This is a genomic window from Streptomyces sp. AM6-12 (genome assembly GCF_044327085.1).
In the GTDB taxonomy this organism is placed as follows: Bacteria; Actinomycetota; Actinomycetes; order Streptomycetales; family Streptomycetaceae; genus Streptomyces.
The window spans coordinates 5,730,288-5,746,876 of record NZ_JBIQWN010000001.1; the positions used below are offsets into that span (position 1 = coordinate 5,730,288).

Sequence of the window (16,589 nt, forward strand, 5' to 3'; positions counted from 1 at the left end):
GGAAGGACAGGGCATGACGACGATCAAGGACACCCCCGAGGAGTGGGAGATCCGGGCGACGGACACCCCCTTCACCGGCAACAAGACCTCGGTGCGCACCGACGACGTGGTCATGCCCGACGGCTCGGTGGTCCGCCGCGACTACCAGGTCCACCCCGGCTCGGTCGCCGTCCTCGCGCTGGACGAGGAGGACCGGGTGCTGCTGATCAACCAGTACCGCCACCCGGTGCGGCACAAGCTGTGGGAGATCCCGGCCGGACTGCTCGACGTGCCCGGCGAGAACCCGCTGCACGCCGCCCAGCGCGAGCTGTACGAGGAGGCGCACGTCAAGGCCGAGGACTGGCGGGTGCTGACCGACGTGTACACCACCCCCGGCGGCTGTGACGAGGCCGTACGGATCTTCCTCGCCCGCGGGGTCTCCGAGGCCGAGGGGGAGCGGTTCGCGGTGGAGCACGAGGAGACCGACATGGAGCACGCGCGGGTGCCGGTCGACGAGCTGGTGCGCCGCATCCTCGCCGGTGACGTGCACAACAACTGCCTGGTCGTCGGGGTCCTCTCCCTGGTGGCGGCGCGCGGCGGGGACGGCCTGGACGCGCTGCGCCCGGCGGACGCCGAGTGGCCGGCCCGTCCGTTCGCGTCCTGACCCCGCCCATCCGCACCCGCCGGGCGGCGGCGGTACCGCGGGGCTACCCGCCCGCAATGGTGTGACCATCGCCTGATCCGATCGGGCGATGTCCCCGCCGCCCCCGTCGTGCTCCGCATGGAACGTCGCAGAGAGTGAACTAGGCTCTGGAACGCCCGTACCGGAAGATCCGGCGGGCTTGCGCGTGCGGTGTGGGACGGGAGTGTGGCCCGTGACGGATCAGGCGGTGGACACAGGCGGTGCGCGGCTGTCCGCGCCCTCGGCCGACGCGGACCGATTCCTGGGCCGCGCAAGGGAGTTGAAGGAACTGCGCGCCGACATCGAGCGCGCGGGCCTGGACACCCTGGCCGGCCGCAAACCCCCGCGCGCGCGAGTGCTGCTGATCGCGGGCCGCCCCGGCTCCGGCCGTACCGCCCTCGCCGGGGAACTCGTCCGGCAGGTCGCCCACCGTTACCCCGACGGGGTGCTGCGCGCCCGGCTCGCCGAGCCCGACGGCACCCCCGTACCGGTCGAGCGGGCCGCCCGCGAACTGCTCGCCGCGCTGCGCGTGCCCGCCCCGGCCGGCGCCGCCGAGGAACAGCTCTCCGAGGCCCTGCGCACCGCCCTCGCCGGCCGCCGAAAGCTCCTGCTCCTGGACGACGCGGCCGGCGCCGAACAGGTCGACGCCCTGCTCCCGGACGCCCCCGAGTGCCTGGTGGTGGCCGTCTCCAAGGGTCCGCTCACCGGCATCTCGGACGTCCGCCCCTGCACCCTGGGCGGCCTGGACACCAAGTCCGCCCTCGAACTGCTCACCCGCTCCATCGGCTCGGTCCGCATCACCGTGGACCCGCGCTCCGCCGAGTCCCTGGTGGAGGCGTGCCAGGGCCACCCGGCCACGCTGGTGCTGGCCGGCGGTTGGCTCGCCGCCCGCCCCCAGGCGTCCGTCGCCGATCTCGCCAAGCGGATGCACACCCCCGCGCGGGACGGCGCCGAGGAGCCGGACGCCACCCCGCTGGCCCGGATCTTCCGGCTGGTCCACGAAGACCTGCCCGGCCCCGCCGCCCGGATACTGCGCCTGCTGTGCCTCGCCCCGGCCGGACCGGTCGACGACCACACCGCCTCCGCACTGGCCGGCTGCTCCGTCGAAGCCGCCCGCGCCACCCTGGACGACTTCGTCGCCCTCGGCCTGCTGCGCCCGGTCGACTCGCCGCTCGCCGAGTACGACATCCCCGGCTGGCTGCACCCGCTGCTGCGCTCCCTCGCCGAGGCGCGCGAGCGGCCGGGAGAGCTCCAGGTGGCCCGTGCCCGGATGCTGGAGCGGACCGTACGGCTGCTGCACTCCTGCCGGGCCATCACCGAGACGGACAGCGACCGCTCCCGCGAGAAGATCCAGGGCCTGCCCCGGCCGCTGCGCTTCGCCGACCCCCGCGCGGCCGCCGACTGGCTGCGCGTGCGCAAGCCCGCGCTGCTGGCCTCCGCCCGGCTCGCGGTGGCCGACGGCGAGCTGGACACCCTGGCCAGGCGGCTGCTGTCGCAGCTGGTCAGGGCGCTGGCCGCGCATGTCGGCACCCAGGCGGCCGCCGCCGATCTGTACGGCGTGCACGGGCTTGTGCTCGATGTCGCCGAGCGGCGCGGACTGCCCCGCGAGCGGGCGGCGGCCCTGCTGAACCTGGGCGACCTGGACGCCCAGACCGGCCGCACCCGCGGCGCGCTGGCCCGCTACCGGGCCGCGCTGGACGCCGGCCGCGAGGCGAACGACCCGTACGCGACCGGCCGCGCGATGGAATCCGTAGGCGGCGCCCACCTGGAACTGGGGGACTACGACCGGGCCGCCGACTGGTTCGGGCGGGCGCTGGCCGATCGGCTGGCCCACGGCGAGCGCCCGGAGGCCGCGCGGCTCTACGGCCGGATCGCCACCGCCCACACCTACGCGGGCCGCTACGGCGAGGCGCTGCGCAACTGGCGGGCGGCCTGCGCTGCCTACCGCAAGGGCGGCGATGTGGCCGCCTACGCACGGGCGTTGAGCGAGACGGCTCGGGTGCAGGAGTACGCGGGCCGCCCCCAGGAATCGCTGCGCACCTGCCAGGAGGCGGTGGAGTGGGCGCGGCGCGCGGACGACGGCCGGCTCCAGGCCGCGTTGCAGCTGCGGCTCGCGGACACCCTGGAGCGCCTCGGCGACCCGACGGCTGCCCGGTTGCACCGCGCCACCGCCGGGCGTCTCCTGGGCGAGGAGGCCCCGCAGCAGCCGTCCCACCAGGCCACAGACCCGAAACAGGACGCGAACGCCTGCGAAATCCGTAGTGCATCCAAAGAAGATTGATGCAATGAAAGGCTAGACAGGCGGAACACCTTCATTAAACTGGCTCTGCCGCATGTTCCTGCGGTGTCTCCCGGTATGCCCAGGCATGTCTGGGTACATCCGTAATGCACCCCCCAAACCCTCTGAGCCAAGGACCGTGATCGACGTGAAGGTCGGCATCCCCCGCGAGGTCAAGAACAACGAGTTCCGGGTGGCCATCACCCCCGCCGGCGTGCACGAGCTGGTGCGCAACGGCCACCAGGTCGTCATCGAGCGGGGCGCCGGCCTCGGCTCCTCGATCACGGACGCCGAGTACGTGGCCGCCGGTGGCCAGATCCTGGACACCGCCGACGAGGTGTGGGCCGCCGCCGACCTGCTGCTCAAGGTCAAGGAGCCGATCGCGGAGGAGTACCACCGCCTCCGCAAGGACCAGATCCTCTTCACGTACCTGCACCTGGCCGCCTCCAAGGAGTGCACGGACGCCCTGATCGAGTCCGGCACCACCGCGATCGCCTACGAGACGGTCGAGCTGCCGAACCGCGCGCTCCCGCTGCTCGCCCCGATGTCCGAGGTCGCGGGCCGCCTCGCCCCGCAGGTCGGCGCCTACCACCTGATGCGCGCCCACGGCGGCCGCGGCGTGCTGCCCGGCGGCGTGCCGGGCGTGACCCCGGCCAAGGCCGTGGTCATCGGCGGCGGCGTCTCCGGCTGGAACGCGACCCAGGTCGCCGTCGGCATGGGCTTCGACGTGACCCTGCTGGACCGCGACATCAACAAGCTGCGCGAGGCCGACAAGATCTTCGGTACGAAGGTCAAGGCCATCATGTCCAACGCCTTCGAGCTGGAGAAGGCCGTTCTGGACGCCGACCTGGTCATCGGCGCGGTGCTGATTCCCGGCGCCAAGGCCCCGAAGCTCGTCACCAACGAGCTGGTCGCCCGCATGAAGCCCGGAAGTGTCCTTGTCGACATCGCGATCGACCAGGGCGGCTGCTTCGAGGACTCCCGTCCCACCACGCACGCCGAGCCGACCTTCGAGGTCCACAACTCGGTCTTCTACTGCGTCGCCAACATGCCGGGCGGCGTGCCGAACACCTCCACCAACGCGCTCACCAACGCGACGCTGCCGTACATCGTCTCCCTCGCCAACAACGGCTGGGTCGAGGCGCTGCGCCGCGACGCCGCGCTCGCCAAGGGTCTCAACACCCATGACGGCAAGGTTGTTTACAAGGAGGTCGCCGAGGCCCACGGCCTGGAGCACGTCGAGCTGGCCTCGCTGCTCGGCTGACCTTCCTGACCAGGTGAGCCACCGAGTCGCCCAGCGGTAAAAGGCGATTCGTCAACACGTCTCGTCAACCGCCCACGCCCGGCCGGACCTTGCCCGACAAGGTCCGGCCGGATGTGTGTATGGTCACTTTGCGACGCTCGGTCAACTCGCCTCGAACGTAACCGTTCAACCGATTCGCACCCCGGTGAAACCTGCTGTGCGACGGCCGTACGCCCTTGACAGCGACATGTTTCATTGCCGACACATCCTGCCGGGTCCGGCGGATTGTGTTGCTGCGGACCGCCGACACGCCATAGAGTCGCCAACCGTCGGCATGGTGCCACGCTGACCTTGTCTAGAAGTTTCCTGGTCACCAAGGAGGTAAGACGACTTGTGAATGAGTCGACATTTTCTCCCGGGGGTGGTCAACCAGGAATGCCCGCAGGGGGCCAGGGGCCCGCGGGATTCGAGGCTGTCGGCTCCGTAGCTGTGCGCACCTTCGCAGCCCACCAGAGTCCGGGAACCCAGATGCCCCGGACAGCACACCAGAGCATGGATGGCCATCACGTGAACGCCATGGCCGGCGACGGAAGTGGCGCGCCCCACAACCAACTCGCCGACTACGACGAACTGCCCGAGGGGCACTTCTACGACCCCGACGCCGAGTACGAGCCCGATCCCGAGTACGCGGCCACGCTCGCGCCCGACGCGGCCCGCCAGCGCCGCGAGCGCATCGGTCCCACCGGTCGCCCGCTGCCGTACTTCCCGATTCCGGGCCCGCTGACCGACCACGGCCCCGCGAAGATCATCGCGATGTGCAACCAGAAGGGCGGCGTCGGCAAGACCACGTCGACCATCAACCTGGGTGCCGCGCTCGCGGAGTACGGCCGGCGCGTGCTGCTCGTGGACTTCGACCCGCAGGGCGCGCTGTCGGTGGGTCTGGGCGTCAACCCCATGGAACTCGACCTCACGGTCTACAACCTGCTCATGGAGCGGGGCATGTCCGCGGACGAGGTCCTGCTGAAGACCGCGGTCCCCAACATGGACCTGCTGCCCTCCAACATCGACCTGTCGGCCGCCGAGGTCCAGCTGGTCTCCGAGGTCGCGCGCGAGTCCACGCTCCAGCGGGCGCTCAAGCCGCTGCTGCCCGACTACGACTACATCGTGATCGACTGCCAGCCCTCGCTGGGCCTGCTCACGGTGAACGCGCTGACCGCCGCGCACAAGGTGATCGTCCCGCTGGAGTGCGAGTTCTTCGCGCTGCGCGGTGTCGCCCTGCTGACCGAGACCATCGAGAAGGTCCAGGAACGGCTCAACCCCGACCTGGAGCTGGACGGCATCCTCGCCACCATGTACGACTCGCGCACGGTGCACAGCCGCGAGGTGCTGGCCCGCGTGGTCGAGGCATTCGACGATCACGTGTACCACACGGTCATCGGGCGCACGGTCCGCTTCCCGGAGACCACGGTCGCCGGCGAGCCGATCACCACGTACGCCTCCAACTCCGTCGGTGCCGCCGCCTACCGCCAGCTCGCCAGGGAGGTGCTCGCCCGGTGTCACGCCGAGTGAGTCTGCCGGGGGCCGACGAACTCTTCCGTACGACAGGGGGGACGGCGCTCCAGCCGTCGAGCCCCCGGCGCGCCGCGGGCGCCGAGGCGCGGGTGCCGGCACCCGCGCAGGACAGCGACGACGTGGCCGCCGCCGAGGACGCGCCGCAGGCCGTGCCCGTGCAGAGCGGGGACGGCGAGGGCGCGGAGCACGTGGCGGCGGAGGCGGAACCGGCCGACGCCGAGTCCCGCACCCGGCGCCGGGGGCCCGCGCCGGACGAGTCCGCCGCCGCCCAGCCGCGCAAGCGGGGCCGGGCGGCGAACCGGCGGCCCAGCGGGCGCGAGCGGCACGACGAGAAGATCACGGTGTACGTCTCCGCCGAGGAGCTGATGGACCTGGAACACGCGCGCCTGGTGCTCCGCGGCGAGCACGGGCTCGCGGTGGACCGCGGGCGGATCGTGCGGGAGGCGGTGGCCGTGGTGCTGGCGGACCTGGAGTCCCGCGGGGACGCGAGCATCCTCGTACGCCGGCTGCGGGGGCGTTAGGGGTAGCCTGCGGGGCGATGACCTCGAACGACGCCCTCCGTCCCGGCACTGGTGCCGGCCGTCGGCGTGCGCTGGGCCGTGGGCCGGGGGCACTGGTCCTCGAAGCGGCGCCCGAGGCCGCCGTACCGGAGGAACCGCCCGTACCCGCGGCCGGGGAGCCCGCCCCCGGACCCGACGAGACCCCCGACGGCGTCTTCAAGGTCCGGCTCGCCAACTTCGAGGGGCCCTTCGATCTGCTGCTCCAGCTGATCTCCAAGCACAAGCTGGACGTGACCGAGGTCGCGCTCTCCAAGGTCACCGACGAGTTCATGGCGCACATCCGCGCGATGGGACCGGACTGGGACCTGGACCAGACGACCGAGTTCCTCGTCGTGGCCGCCACCCTGCTCGATCTGAAGGCGGCCCGGCTGCTGCCCGCCGCCGAGGTGGAGGACGAGGGCGACCTGGCGCTCCTTGAGGCGCGGGACCTGCTGTTCGCACGGCTGCTCCAGTACCGGGCGTACAAGCAGATCGCCGACATCTTCAACGCCCGCGTCGACGAGGAGGCCCGCCGCTACCCCCGTACCGTCGGCCTCGAACCCGAGCACGCCGAGCTGCTGCCCGAGGTCGTGATCAGCATCGGGCCCGAGGGCTTCGCGAAGCTCGCCGTCAAGGCCATGCAGCCCAAACCCAAGCCGCAGGTGTACGTCGACCACATCCACGCCCCGCTGGTCAGCGTGCAGGAGCAGGCGGGCATCGTCATCACACGGCTGCGGGAGCTGGGCGAGGCCAGCTTCCGGGCGCTCGTGGCGGACACCGACGACACGCTCACCGTCGTGGCCCGCTTCCTGGCCCTCCTGGAGCTGTACCGGGAGAAGGCCGTCGTCCTGGAGCAGGAGGCCGCCCTCGGGGAGCTGCTGGTGCGCTGGACCGGCGGGGACGGGCCGGCGGCCCCGCTGGTCACCGACGAGTTCGACCGGCCGCCCGCGCCCGAGGAGGAGAGGAAGCCGTGAGCGAGACCACCGAGGCCCCGGCGGAACCGGGCGACGTCGCCGAGCTGGAGCTGCTGCCCGCCCTGGAGGCCGTCCTCATGGTCGTGGACGAGCCCGCGACCGAGGAGCACCTCGCCAGGATCCTGGAGCGGCCCCGGCGGCAGATCGCGGACGCACTGCGCGCGCTGGCCGACGAGTACACCGTGCAGGGTCGCGGCTTCGAGCTGCGCTATGTCGCGGGCGGCTGGCGCTTCTACACCCGCGCCGCCTACGCGCCCGCCGTGGAGCGGCTCGTCCTGGACGGCCAGACCGCCCGGCTCACCCAGGCCGCACTGGAGACGCTCGCGGTGGTCGCCTACCGCCAGCCGGTCAGCCGCAGCCGGGTCTCCGCCGTACGCGGAGTGAACTGCGACGGTGTGATGCGCACCCTGCTCCAGCGCGGTCTGGTCGAGGAGGCGGGCGCGGAACCCGAAACAGGTGCGATCCTGTACAGGACGACGAACTACTTCCTGGAGCGGATGGGCCTGCGCGGCCTGGACGAACTTCCGGAACTCGCGCCCTTCCTCCCGGAGGCGGAGGCGATCGAGGCCGAGACCCAGGAGGGAGTCCCGTCGTTCGACCCGGACGCGCCCGACGCGCCGGGTGCAGAGGACGCAGACGACTAAGACGGAACTTTGATGCGAAGCAGCGGCAGCGGCAAGAGTGGCGGGCGCGGTAACTACCGCGGCGCCGGCAACAACCGGGACGAGCGGCAGGGGCAGGGGCGTCCCAGCAAGCCCCGCCCCGAGGAGCGCCGCTACGACGTGGGCCCCGGCGCGACCCAGGACGGCCCCAAGTCCGGGCGCGGCGGCGCGGCGCGCGGCGGCGCCAAGGGCAGCCCGCGGCGGCCCCAGCAGGGTGGCCGTACGCAGCCCGCGCGCTCGCGTGAGTACGAGACGCGGGTCGAGGAGCGCAACCGGGACCGGTACGCGGGCAAGAAGGACATCAAGCTGCCCAAGACCTTCCCGGGCGCCGAGCAGGAGGGCGAGCGCCTCCAGAAGGTGCTCGCGCGCGCGGGCTACGGGTCCCGGCGCGCCTGCGAGGAGCTGATCGAGCAGTGCCGTGTCGAGGTCAACGGCGAGATCGTCACCGAGCAGGGCAAGCGGGTCGACCCGGAGAAGGACGAGGTCAAGGTCGACGGCCTGACCGTGGCGACCCAGTCGTACCAGTTCTTCTCGCTGAACAAGCCCGCCGGTGTGGTCTCCACCATGGAGGACCCGGAGGGGCGCCAGTGCCTCGGCGACTACGTCACCAACCGGGAGACGCGGCTGTTCCACGTCGGCCGGCTGGACACCGAGACCGAGGGCGTCATCCTGCTCACCAACCACGGTGAGCTGGCGCACCGCCTCACCCACCCCAAGTACGGCGTGCAGAAGACGTACCTCGCGCACATCGTCGGTCCGATCCCGCGCGACCTCGGCAAGCGCCTGAAGGACGGCATCCAGCTGGAGGACGGGTACGCGCGCGCGGACCACTTCCGGGTGGTGGAGCAGACCGGCAAGAACTACCTGGTCGAGGTGACCCTGCACGAGGGCCGCAAGCACATCGTGCGGCGCATGCTCGCCGAGGCCGGGTTCCCGGTCGACAAGCTGGTGCGCACCGCGTTCGGCCCGATCACCCTCGGCGACCAGAAGTCCGGCTGGCTGCGCCGGCTGTCGAACACCGAGGTCGGCATGCTGATGAAGGAAGTCGACCTCTAGGCCGGGCCCCGGCGGTCGCCGGAAGCGTCTTGCGTTGATCACCATCCCCCTTTATTGTCATTGTGACGATAAAGGGGGATGATCTTCTATGCCCAAGCGGCCCGCCACCGGCTCGCTCCTCGGCCTCGCCCTGGGGGACGCGCTCGGTTACCCGACCGAGTTCAAGACCGTCGAGCTGATCGAGTCGATGTCCGGACCCTGGCAAAAGATGCCGCTGCCGCGGCGCGCCCGCGTCTCCGACGACACCCAGATGACGCTCGCCCTCGGAAGGGGTCTGCGCACCGCCATGGAGCGCGGTCCCCTCATGCCCGAGCGGCTGGAGCGGCCAGTGCGCGAGGAGTTCGTGGAGTGGTACCGCTCGCCGGAGAACAACCGGGCGCCCGGCAACACCTGCCTGGCCGCCTGCGGCCTGCTGGCGGCCGGGGACCGGGCCTGGCAGGCGGCCGGCCAGATCGGCTCCAAGGGCTGCGGGGCCAACATGCGCGTCGCGCCGATCGGGCTCGCGCCCGGCCTGAGCGACGAACAGCGCGCCGGTGCGGCCCAGTTGCAGTCCGGGCTCACCCACGGCCACCCCACCGCGCTGGCCGCCTCCGATCTCACCGTACGGGCGGTCCACTTGCTCGCGCGGGACACCGAACCGGGCGCGCTCCTCGGCGAGTTGCGCGACTACGCCCTCGCGAACCGCACCCGGTACGACGAGACGTGGCTCGGCGACCTGTGGACCCGTGCCCAGGACCCCACGCCCGAGCACTTCGCCGCGCGCGGCTGGGACGAGTGCCTGGCGATCCTGGACCGGCTCCAGGAGGCCGTCCGCACCCACTCCCCGCAGGACGATCCGTGCCTGGCCACCGGCGAGGGCTGGATCGCCGAAGAGGCGTTGGCCACCGGGCTGCTGTGCTTCCTGCTCTTTCCCAGCGAGCCGCTGACCGCCCTGCGCCGGGCCGCCTGCACCGCCGGGGACTCCGACTCCATCGCCTGCCTCACCGGTGCCTTCGCGGGCGCGTGGCTGGGCGCGGACGCCTGGCCCGCGGACTGGGCGGAGCGGATCGAGTACCGGGAGGATCTGCTGGCGCTCGGCACGCTCTGGGACGCGTAAGCCCATCTGTACGGCTTCCCTCGGGGGACTCGGACGGGGGGCCCGGAAGCCGGGGCCTCAGTTTGGCCGTACCGGCCCCAGAGCCGAATCCCGGCGCGTACGGAACAGGAAGTCGGCCACGCGGGCGTGATCCGGTTCCGGGGGCAAGGGGGTGTGCCGCAGGGCGGCTTCCGCTTCCGTGGCCAGGCGGGTCATCCGGGATTCGATGTCCGGCCAGGGCACCTCGCCCCGCTTCACCGCCAGCAGCGGCTCACGCTGGTCGCCCACGCCGAGGTGGAGCTCGCCGGTGCGCAGCAGGTCGCGGCAGCTCATCAGCAGCCGCAGCAGGTGCATGGCGTGCTTCCAGCGCGGGGCGCCCGTCGTGCGCACGTCGGCGTCCAGCTTCCTGCGCTGGCCGAGGGCGTAGCGGGTGAAGGTGTCGTACGCCCGCACGGAGAGGAACGCCCCGCGCAGGGACAGCAGTTCGCGGCCGGTGTCGTCCAACCGCTCGACCAGCGGGGAGTGCAGGCACTCCAGGATGTTCGGGTTGCCGCGCAGCGCCAGCTCGCAGAACCGCTCCAGCTCCCAGGAGAACCGCTCCTCGCCCGGCCCCTCCACATGCGTCGGCGGCTTCTCGAACCGCCAGAACAGCGCGGTGGGCGCGAGGTACACGCCCCGCCGGTCGGTGTCGCTCGCGTCCGTGGCCAGGCCGAAGGCCCGTGACCCCATGACACAGGCGTAGATCGTGTGGTCGCGTACCAGGTCCTCGGGCTGCATGCCCGGAGCCTACGCGGCCCCTCAGCCCAGCTGGATCGAGTCTCCGGCGACCTTGATCGACCGCTCCGCCAGCGGCTTGGTCGCGGGGCCGTCCGCCACCGAACCGTCCTCGATCTTGAACCGGCTGCCGTGGCACGGGCAGTCGATGGTGCCGTCCTGCACCCGGCTCACCGTGCAGCCCATGTGCGTGCAGACCGCCGAGAAGGCCTTGAACTGCCCCTTCGCCGGCTGCGTGACCACGATCTTCTGCGCGTCGAAGACCTTGCCCCCGCCCTCGGGGATCTCGCTCGTGATCGCCAGTTTCTTCCCGCCGGCCGCCGGGGAGGTGCCCGCGCCGGTCGGGGACGCCGTGGCCGCGGGACTCGTCGGGCCCGTCGCCGAGGGGCTGTCCGTGCTGTCGGCCGCGGCACTCGTGTCGCCGCCGCTGTTGCCGCCGCAGCCGGTTGCGAGCGCCGCCGCGCCCGTCGCGATCACCATGCGCCGCGTCGCGCCCTGGGTCATGTCACCACTCCGTACACATGTCGCCTGATTGCCGATGACTGGAAGAAAGGTGGACATCCGGGAGGAACCGGACCGCTCGTATCGTCTCAGTGATCGGGCGCGCGCGCCGTGCCCACGCGGGCTGACTACGCTGGACGGGCGAGCACGACAACACCTGTCGGCAACTGTCAGCACCTGTCAGCGAGGAGCAGCGCCGTGGCGGTACGAGCGGTCCGGGGGGCCGTCCAACTGGAGCGGGACGAGGCCGGACACATGGACGAGCAGGTCGGGGCCCTGCTCACCGCCGTCCTGGAGCGGAACGGACTGACCGCGGACGACCTGATCAGCATCTGGTTCACCGCCACCCCCGATCTGCACAGCGACTTCCCGGCGGCCGCCGCCCGCAAGCTCGGCATCGTGGACGTGCCCCTGATCTGTGCCCAGGAACTGGACATCGCCGGCGCCATGCCCCGTGTCGTCCGGATCCTCGCCCACGTCGAGTCGGACCGCCCGCGCGCCGACATCGCCCACGTCTACCTCGGCGCCGCGGCCGCCCTGCGCAAGGACATCGCCCAGTGAGGACCGCACTCGTCATCGGCACCGGCCTGATCGGCACCTCCGCCGCCCTGGCCCTGACCCAGCGCGGCGTCACCGTGCACCTCGCCGACCACGACCCGGAGCAGGCCCGTACCGCCGCCGCGCTCGGCGCCGGCACCGACGCGGCCCCCGAGGGCCCGGTGGACGTGGCGATCGTCGCCGCCCCGCCCGCCCATGTGGCCCCTGTCCTCGCCGACGCCATGCGCCGGAACCTGGCCCGCGGCTACCTGGACGTGGCCAGCGTCAAGGGCGGCCCGCGCCGGGAGCTGGAGGCGCTCGGCCTGGACCTCGCCGCCTACCTCGGCACCCATCCGATGTCCGGCCGGGAGAAGTCGGGCCCGCTGGCCGCCACCGGCGACCTCTTCGAGGGCCGGCCCTGGGTGCTCACCCCCACCCGCGACACCGACACCGAGGTGCTCAACCTCGCCCTGGAACTGGTCTCACACTGCCGTGCCGTGCCCGTCGTGATGGACGCCGACGCCCACGACCGCGCCGTCGCCCTCGTCTCCCACATGCCCCACCTGGTCTCCAGCATGGTCGCCGCCCGCCTGGAACACGCCGACGAGGCCGCCGTACGACTGTGCGGACAGGGCATCCGGGACGTGACCCGGATCGCCGCCTCCGATCCGCGCATGTGGATCGACATCCTCTCCGCCAATCCGGGCCCGGTCGCCGACCTGCTCGCCGACGTCGCCGCCGACCTGGACGAGACCGTGGGCGCCCTGCGCGCCCTCCAGTCCTCCGACGAGGACAAGCGCCGTACCGGCAGCACCGGCATCGAGGCCATGCTGCGCCGCGGCAACGCGGGCCAGGTGCGGGTGCCCGGCAAGCACGGCAGCGCGCCGCGGGCCTACGAGACCGTCGTGGTGCTCATCGACGACCAGCCCGGTCAGCTGGCGCGCATCTTCGCCGACGCGGGCCGCGCCGGGGTCAACATCGAGGACGTGCGGATCGAGCACGCCACCGGACAGCAGGCCGGCCTGGTGCAGCTCATGGTCGAACCGGGGGCCGTGCCGGCGCTCACCAGCGCGCTGCGCGAGCGGGGCTGGGCGCTGCGGCAGTAGCCCGGCGCGGGCGGGGCGGGGGCCGGGCGGCGATATGCGTCCGGACGAGTGACCCACACCCAGTAACCTTGTGCGGGGCGCTCTCGCTCCCCGCCCCCGCCCGCACACCGCACCAGGAAGGTGTCCCCCCGTGGAAAACGGCGCCGCCCCGACCGCCAAGCCCGTGATCGTCGCGATCGACGGTCCCTCCGGCACGGGCAAGTCGAGCACGTCGAAGGCCGTGGCCGCGCAGCTCGGTCTGAGCTACCTGGACACCGGCGCCCAGTACCGGGCGATCACCTGGTGGATGGTGCACCACGGCATCGACCTGACGGACCCGACCGCCATCGCCGCCGTCGCGGGCAAGCCCGAGATCGTCTCCGGCACCGACCCGGCGGCCCCCACCATCACGGTCGACGGCGTGGACGTGTCCGCCCCGATCCGCACCCAGGAGGTCACCTCCAAGGTCAGCGCGGTCAGCGCGGTGCCCGAGGTGCGCATCCGGATCACCGAACTCCAGCGCTCGCTGGCCGCCGGCGCCGAGCGGGGCATCGTGGTCGAGGGCCGGGACATCGGTACGACGGTGCTGCCGGACGCCGATCTCAAGGTCTTCCTCACCGCCTCCCCGGAGGCTCGCGCCGCCCGCCGCAGCGGTGAGCTGAAGGGCGCCGACCTGCATGCCACCCGCGAGGCGCTGATCAAGCGCGACGCCGCCGACTCCAGCCGCAAGACCTCCCCGCTCGCCAAGGCCGGCGACGCGGTCGAGGTGGACACCACCGAGCTCACCCTCGCCCAGGTCATCGAGTGCGTCGTCACCCTGGTCGAGGAGAAGCGGGCGGCCAAGTGAGCCTGCCCTCCGCGAGACGGGACGCGGGTCCGCCCTCCGAGCGGGGCGCCGAGGTCGGCCGGCGCATCGGCGTCGGCCTGATGTACGGGCTGTGGAAGCCGCGCGTGCTCGGCGCCTGGAAGGTGCCCGCGAGCGGCCCGGTGATCCTCGCCGTCAACCACTCCCACAACATCGACGGCCCCATGGTCATGGGCGTGGCGCCCCGCCCGGCGCACTTCCTGATCAAGAAGGAGGCGTTCATCGGCCCGCTGGGCGCCTTCCTGACCGGCATCGGCCAGCTGCCGGTGGACCGCACCGCCGCCGACCGCGCCGCCATCACCCGCGCCCTCGACCTCCTGGCGGCCGGGGGAGTGCTCGGCATCTTCCCGGAGGGCACCCGCGGCGACGGCGACTTCGCCTCGCTGCGCGCGGGCCTCGCCTACTTCGCGGTCCGCAGCGGGGCGCCGATCGTGCCGGTCGCCGTCATGGGAAGCTCGGACCGGCCGGGACGGTTGATAAAGGCGCTGCCCCCGGTGCGCTCGCGCGTGGACGTCGTCTTCGGCGACCCGTTCGACGCCTTCGAAGGAGTGCGAAGCTCCGATGAGGGTGGCGGCGGGCGACGGGCGGGCGGGAGCGGGCGGCGTACGCGCAGAGCGCTGGACGAGGCGACCGAGCGCATCCAGAAGCAGCTCACCGCCCACCTGGAAAACGCCAGGCGCCTGACCGGGCGCTAGGCGACACTTGAGTAGTGGATCAGCCCACCGAGGGATGAGCCCGCCAGGGCCTGTTCCACCGATCACCACGATGAACAACGAGGTACGGACTTCATGAACGACGACATCCAGCCCGACGGCTCGGCCGAGCACGAGTACGAGCACGGGGCACTCGGCGACGCCGAGTACGCGCAGTTCATGGAGCTCGCCGCGGAAGAGGGCTTCGACGTCGAGGACGTCGAGGGCGCCATCGAGGCGGCGGGTCACGGTCCGCTGCCCGTGCTCGCCGTCGTCGGTCGCCCCAATGTCGGCAAGTCGACCCTGGTCAACCGGATCATCGGCCGCCGCGAGGCGGTCGTCGAGGACAAGCCCGGCGTCACCCGCGACCGCGTCACCTACGAGGCCGAGTGGGCGGGCCGCCGCTTCAAGGTGGTCGACACCGGCGGCTGGGAGCAGGACGTCCTCGGCATCGACGCCTCGGTGGCCGCCCAGGCCGAGTACGCGATCGAGGCCGCCGACGCGGTGGTCTTCGTGGTCGACGCCAAGGTCGGCGCCACCGACACCGACGAGGCGGTCGTACGACTGCTGCGCAAGGCCGGCAAGCCGGTGGTGCTGTGCGCCAACAAGGTCGACGGCCCGAGCGGCGAGGCCGACGCCTCGTACCTGTGGAGCCTGGGCCTCGGCGAGCCGCACCCCGTCTCCGCGCTGCACGGCCGCGGCACCGGCGACATGCTGGACGCCGTCCTGGAGGCGCTGCCCGAGGCGCCCGCGCAGTCCTTCGGCACCGCCATCGGCGGCCCCCGCCGCATCGCCCTCATCGGCCGCCCGAACGTCGGCAAGTCCTCCCTGCTGAACAAGGTCGCCGGCGAGGAGCGCGTCGTCGTCAACGAGATGGCGGGCACCACCCGCGACCCGGTCGACGAGCTGATCGAACTCGGCGGCGTCACCTGGAAGTTCGTGGACACCGCGGGCATCCGCAAGCGCGTCCACCTCCAGCAGGGCGCCGACTACTACGCCTCGCTGCGCACCGCCGCCGCGGTGGAGAAGGCCGAGGTCGCGGTCGTCCTGATCGACGCCTCGGAGAACATCTCCGTGCAGGACCAGCGGATCGTCACCATGGCCGTGGAGGCCGGCCGGGCGCTGGTCATCGCCTACAACAAGTGGGACACGCTGGACGAGGAGCGCCGCTACTACCTGGAGCGGGAGATCGAGACCGAGCTGGCCCAGGTCGCCTGGGCGCCGCGGGTGAACGTGTCGGCGCGCACCGGCCGCCACATGGAGAAGCTGGTCCCGGCCATCGAGACCGCCCTCGCCGGCTGGGAGACCCGTGTCCCCACCGGCCGGCTCAACGCGTTCCTCGGCGAGCTGGTCGCGGCCCACCCGCACCCGGTCCGGGGCGGCAAGCAGCCGCGCATCCTCTTCGGCACCCAGGCCGGCACCAAGCCGCCGCGCTTCGTCCTCTTCGCCTCCGGCTTCATCGAGGCGGGCTACCGGCGCTTCATCGAGCGCCGGCTGCGCGAGGAGTTCGGCTTCGAGGGCACCCCGATCCACATCTCGGTGCGGGTGCGCGAGAAGCGCGGCACGAAGAAGAAGTAACCGCACCGCGCCGCGCATCGGCGTCGGTACGACGCGAAGGGCGGCCCCTGTCCGGCAGGGGCCGCCCTTTCGTGTGCGGGGGTGTCACGCCCCGCGGCGCGGTCCGGGGGGCAGCGCGGCGGGCACATGGTGCATCCCGGTGTCCTGCTGCGGCCGCCCGAGGGTGCCGACGCGCTGCCACTGCGACTGCTGGCGGGCGCTGTAGGCCCCCGCGCTGTAGGCGCTGTACGAGCTGCTGAACGAGCCCGCCCGATGGCCGCCGTACGACCACCCGGTGCGGTCCGGCAGGCCGAAGGGGACGAACCTCATCCCCTCCTCGCCGCTGCGGTCGCCCGGCAGGGTGCGAAAGGCCTTGACCCACTCCGCGGCGAGCATGTCGAAGATCGGCGTGGCCGAGGCACCACCCGCCCCTTCGTGCCCCGTCCGGGCGGACGGAACGGAGGAGAACGAGGACCGTCGGGGCGAAGTGTCGTATGCGTGCACGTATGTCCAAACGA

General features: G+C 72.4%; 17 protein-coding genes. 14 read left to right on the forward strand and 3 right to left on the reverse strand.

Going from position 1 to position 16,589, the window contains the following annotated elements:
• Positions 1–13 precede the first annotated feature (13 nt).
• From ACE4Q9_RS26075 to ACE4Q9_RS26115, 9 genes are all read left to right on the forward strand, one after another.
• Positions 14–643 carry an NUDIX domain-containing protein gene (locus ACE4Q9_RS26075; protein WP_397986661.1) on the forward strand — a complete coding sequence of 210 codons (630 nt, stop codon included), beginning with the start codon at positions 14–16 and terminating at the stop codon, positions 641–643.
• Positions 644–854: 211 nt separating this feature from the next.
• Positions 855–2,942: a tetratricopeptide repeat protein gene (locus ACE4Q9_RS26080; protein ID WP_397986662.1), complete on the forward strand. Its 2,088-nt coding sequence runs from the start codon at positions 855–857 to the stop codon at positions 2,940–2,942.
• A 136-nt stretch (positions 2,943–3,078) separates the two neighbouring features.
• The gene (gene ald / locus ACE4Q9_RS26085) at positions 3,079–4,203 is read left to right on the forward strand and encodes an alanine dehydrogenase (protein ID WP_397986663.1); all 1,125 of its coding nucleotides are present in this window, start codon (positions 3,079–3,081) and stop codon (positions 4,201–4,203) included.
• A 414-nt stretch (positions 4,204–4,617) separates the two neighbouring features.
• On the forward strand, positions 4,618–5,751 hold the full coding sequence (locus tag ACE4Q9_RS26090) for a ParA family protein (protein ID WP_397986664.1): 1,134 nt from the start codon (positions 4,618–4,620) through the stop codon (positions 5,749–5,751).
• Entirely contained in the window at positions 5,736–6,275 is a 540-nt protein-coding gene (locus tag ACE4Q9_RS26095) for a hypothetical protein (RefSeq protein ID WP_397986665.1), read from the forward strand. The genes ACE4Q9_RS26090 and ACE4Q9_RS26095 overlap by 16 nt, the downstream gene beginning before the upstream one ends.
• Before the next feature lie 17 nt (positions 6,276–6,292).
• Positions 6,293–7,267, forward strand: coding sequence for a segregation and condensation protein A (locus ACE4Q9_RS26100; RefSeq protein ID WP_397986666.1), 975 nt, complete (start codon positions 6,293–6,295; stop codon positions 7,265–7,267).
• Positions 7,264–7,911, forward strand: a complete 648-nt coding sequence (scpB, locus tag ACE4Q9_RS26105) for an SMC-Scp complex subunit ScpB (protein ID WP_397986667.1) — start codon at positions 7,264–7,266, stop codon at positions 7,909–7,911. The genes ACE4Q9_RS26100 and scpB overlap by 4 nt, the downstream gene beginning before the upstream one ends.
• A 12-nt stretch (positions 7,912–7,923) precedes the next feature.
• Positions 7,924–8,985: a pseudouridine synthase gene (locus ACE4Q9_RS26110; protein WP_397986668.1), complete on the forward strand. Its 1,062-nt coding sequence runs from the start codon at positions 7,924–7,926 to the stop codon at positions 8,983–8,985.
• Positions 8,986–9,073: 88 nt separating this feature from the next.
• On the forward strand, positions 9,074–10,081 hold the full coding sequence (locus ACE4Q9_RS26115) for an ADP-ribosylglycohydrolase family protein (RefSeq protein ID WP_397986669.1): 1,008 nt from the start codon (positions 9,074–9,076) through the stop codon (positions 10,079–10,081).
• A gap of 57 nt (positions 10,082–10,138) precedes the next feature.
• Here ACE4Q9_RS26115 and ACE4Q9_RS26120 read toward each other — a convergent pair whose 3' ends face one another.
• Entirely contained in the window at positions 10,139–10,837 is a 699-nt protein-coding gene (locus ACE4Q9_RS26120; protein ID WP_397986670.1) for a DNA polymerase beta superfamily protein, read from the reverse strand.
• A gap of 21 nt (positions 10,838–10,858) precedes the next feature.
• The gene (locus ACE4Q9_RS26125) at positions 10,859–11,338 is read right to left on the reverse strand and encodes a Rieske 2Fe-2S domain-containing protein (protein WP_397986671.1); all 480 of its coding nucleotides are present in this window, start codon (positions 11,336–11,338) and stop codon (positions 10,859–10,861) included.
• A gap of 195 nt (positions 11,339–11,533) precedes the next feature.
• Between ACE4Q9_RS26125 and aroH the strand changes: the two genes are divergently transcribed.
• The 5 genes from aroH (at position 11,534) to der (ending at position 16,092) form a co-directional block, all read left to right on the forward strand.
• On the forward strand, positions 11,534–11,896 hold the full coding sequence (gene aroH, locus ACE4Q9_RS26130) for a chorismate mutase (RefSeq protein WP_397986672.1): 363 nt from the start codon (positions 11,534–11,536) through the stop codon (positions 11,894–11,896).
• Entirely contained in the window at positions 11,893–12,978 is a 1,086-nt protein-coding gene (locus ACE4Q9_RS26135; protein ID WP_397986673.1) for a prephenate dehydrogenase, read from the forward strand. Before aroH ends, ACE4Q9_RS26135 begins: the two co-directional genes overlap by 4 nt.
• A gap of 130 nt (positions 12,979–13,108) precedes the next feature.
• Complete coding sequence (gene cmk, locus ACE4Q9_RS26140; RefSeq protein WP_397986674.1) at positions 13,109–13,804, forward strand: (d)CMP kinase; 696 nt, start codon at positions 13,109–13,111, stop codon at positions 13,802–13,804.
• A gap of 80 nt (positions 13,805–13,884) precedes the next feature.
• Positions 13,885–14,517, forward strand: a complete 633-nt coding sequence (locus ACE4Q9_RS26145; protein WP_397987332.1) for a lysophospholipid acyltransferase family protein — start codon at positions 13,885–13,887, stop codon at positions 14,515–14,517.
• Positions 14,518–14,610: 93 nt separating this feature from the next.
• A complete protein-coding gene (gene der / locus ACE4Q9_RS26150; RefSeq protein WP_397986675.1) occupies positions 14,611–16,092 on the forward strand; it encodes a ribosome biogenesis GTPase Der in 1,482 nt (493 codons plus the stop codon).
• An 84-nt stretch (positions 16,093–16,176) separates the two neighbouring features.
• Here the strand turns inward: der and ACE4Q9_RS26155 are convergent, their stop codons facing one another.
• Positions 16,177–16,575 carry a hypothetical protein gene (locus ACE4Q9_RS26155; protein WP_397986676.1) on the reverse strand — a complete coding sequence of 133 codons (399 nt, stop codon included), beginning with the start codon at positions 16,573–16,575 and terminating at the stop codon, positions 16,177–16,179.
• Positions 16,576–16,589: the final 14 nt, after the last annotated feature.

What these genes read in the sequence shown, in the direction of transcription:
- ACE4Q9_RS26075 (WP_397986661.1), top strand. Translation starts at nt 14, where the DNA reads ATGACGACGATCAAGGACACCCCCGAGGAGTGGGAGATCCGGGCGACG.
- ACE4Q9_RS26090 (WP_397986664.1), top strand. Translation starts at nt 4,618, where the DNA reads ATGCCCGCAGGGGGCCAGGGGCCCGCGGGATTCGAGGCTGTCGGCTCC.
- ACE4Q9_RS26100 (WP_397986666.1), top strand. Translation starts at nt 6,293, where the DNA reads ATGACCTCGAACGACGCCCTCCGTCCCGGCACTGGTGCCGGCCGTCGG.
- ACE4Q9_RS26110 (WP_397986668.1), top strand. Translation starts at nt 7,924, where the DNA reads ATGCGAAGCAGCGGCAGCGGCAAGAGTGGCGGGCGCGGTAACTACCGC.
- ACE4Q9_RS26115 (WP_397986669.1), top strand. Translation starts at nt 9,074, where the DNA reads ATGCCCAAGCGGCCCGCCACCGGCTCGCTCCTCGGCCTCGCCCTGGGG.
- ACE4Q9_RS26120 (WP_397986670.1), bottom strand. Translation starts at nt 10,837, where the DNA reads ATGCAGCCCGAGGACCTGGTACGCGACCACACGATCTACGCCTGTGTC.
- ACE4Q9_RS26125 (WP_397986671.1), bottom strand. Translation starts at nt 11,338, where the DNA reads ATGACCCAGGGCGCGACGCGGCGCATGGTGATCGCGACGGGCGCGGCG.
- ACE4Q9_RS26145 (WP_397987332.1), top strand. Translation starts at nt 13,885, where the DNA reads ATGTACGGGCTGTGGAAGCCGCGCGTGCTCGGCGCCTGGAAGGTGCCC.
- der (WP_397986675.1), top strand. Translation starts at nt 14,611, where the DNA reads ATGAACGACGACATCCAGCCCGACGGCTCGGCCGAGCACGAGTACGAG.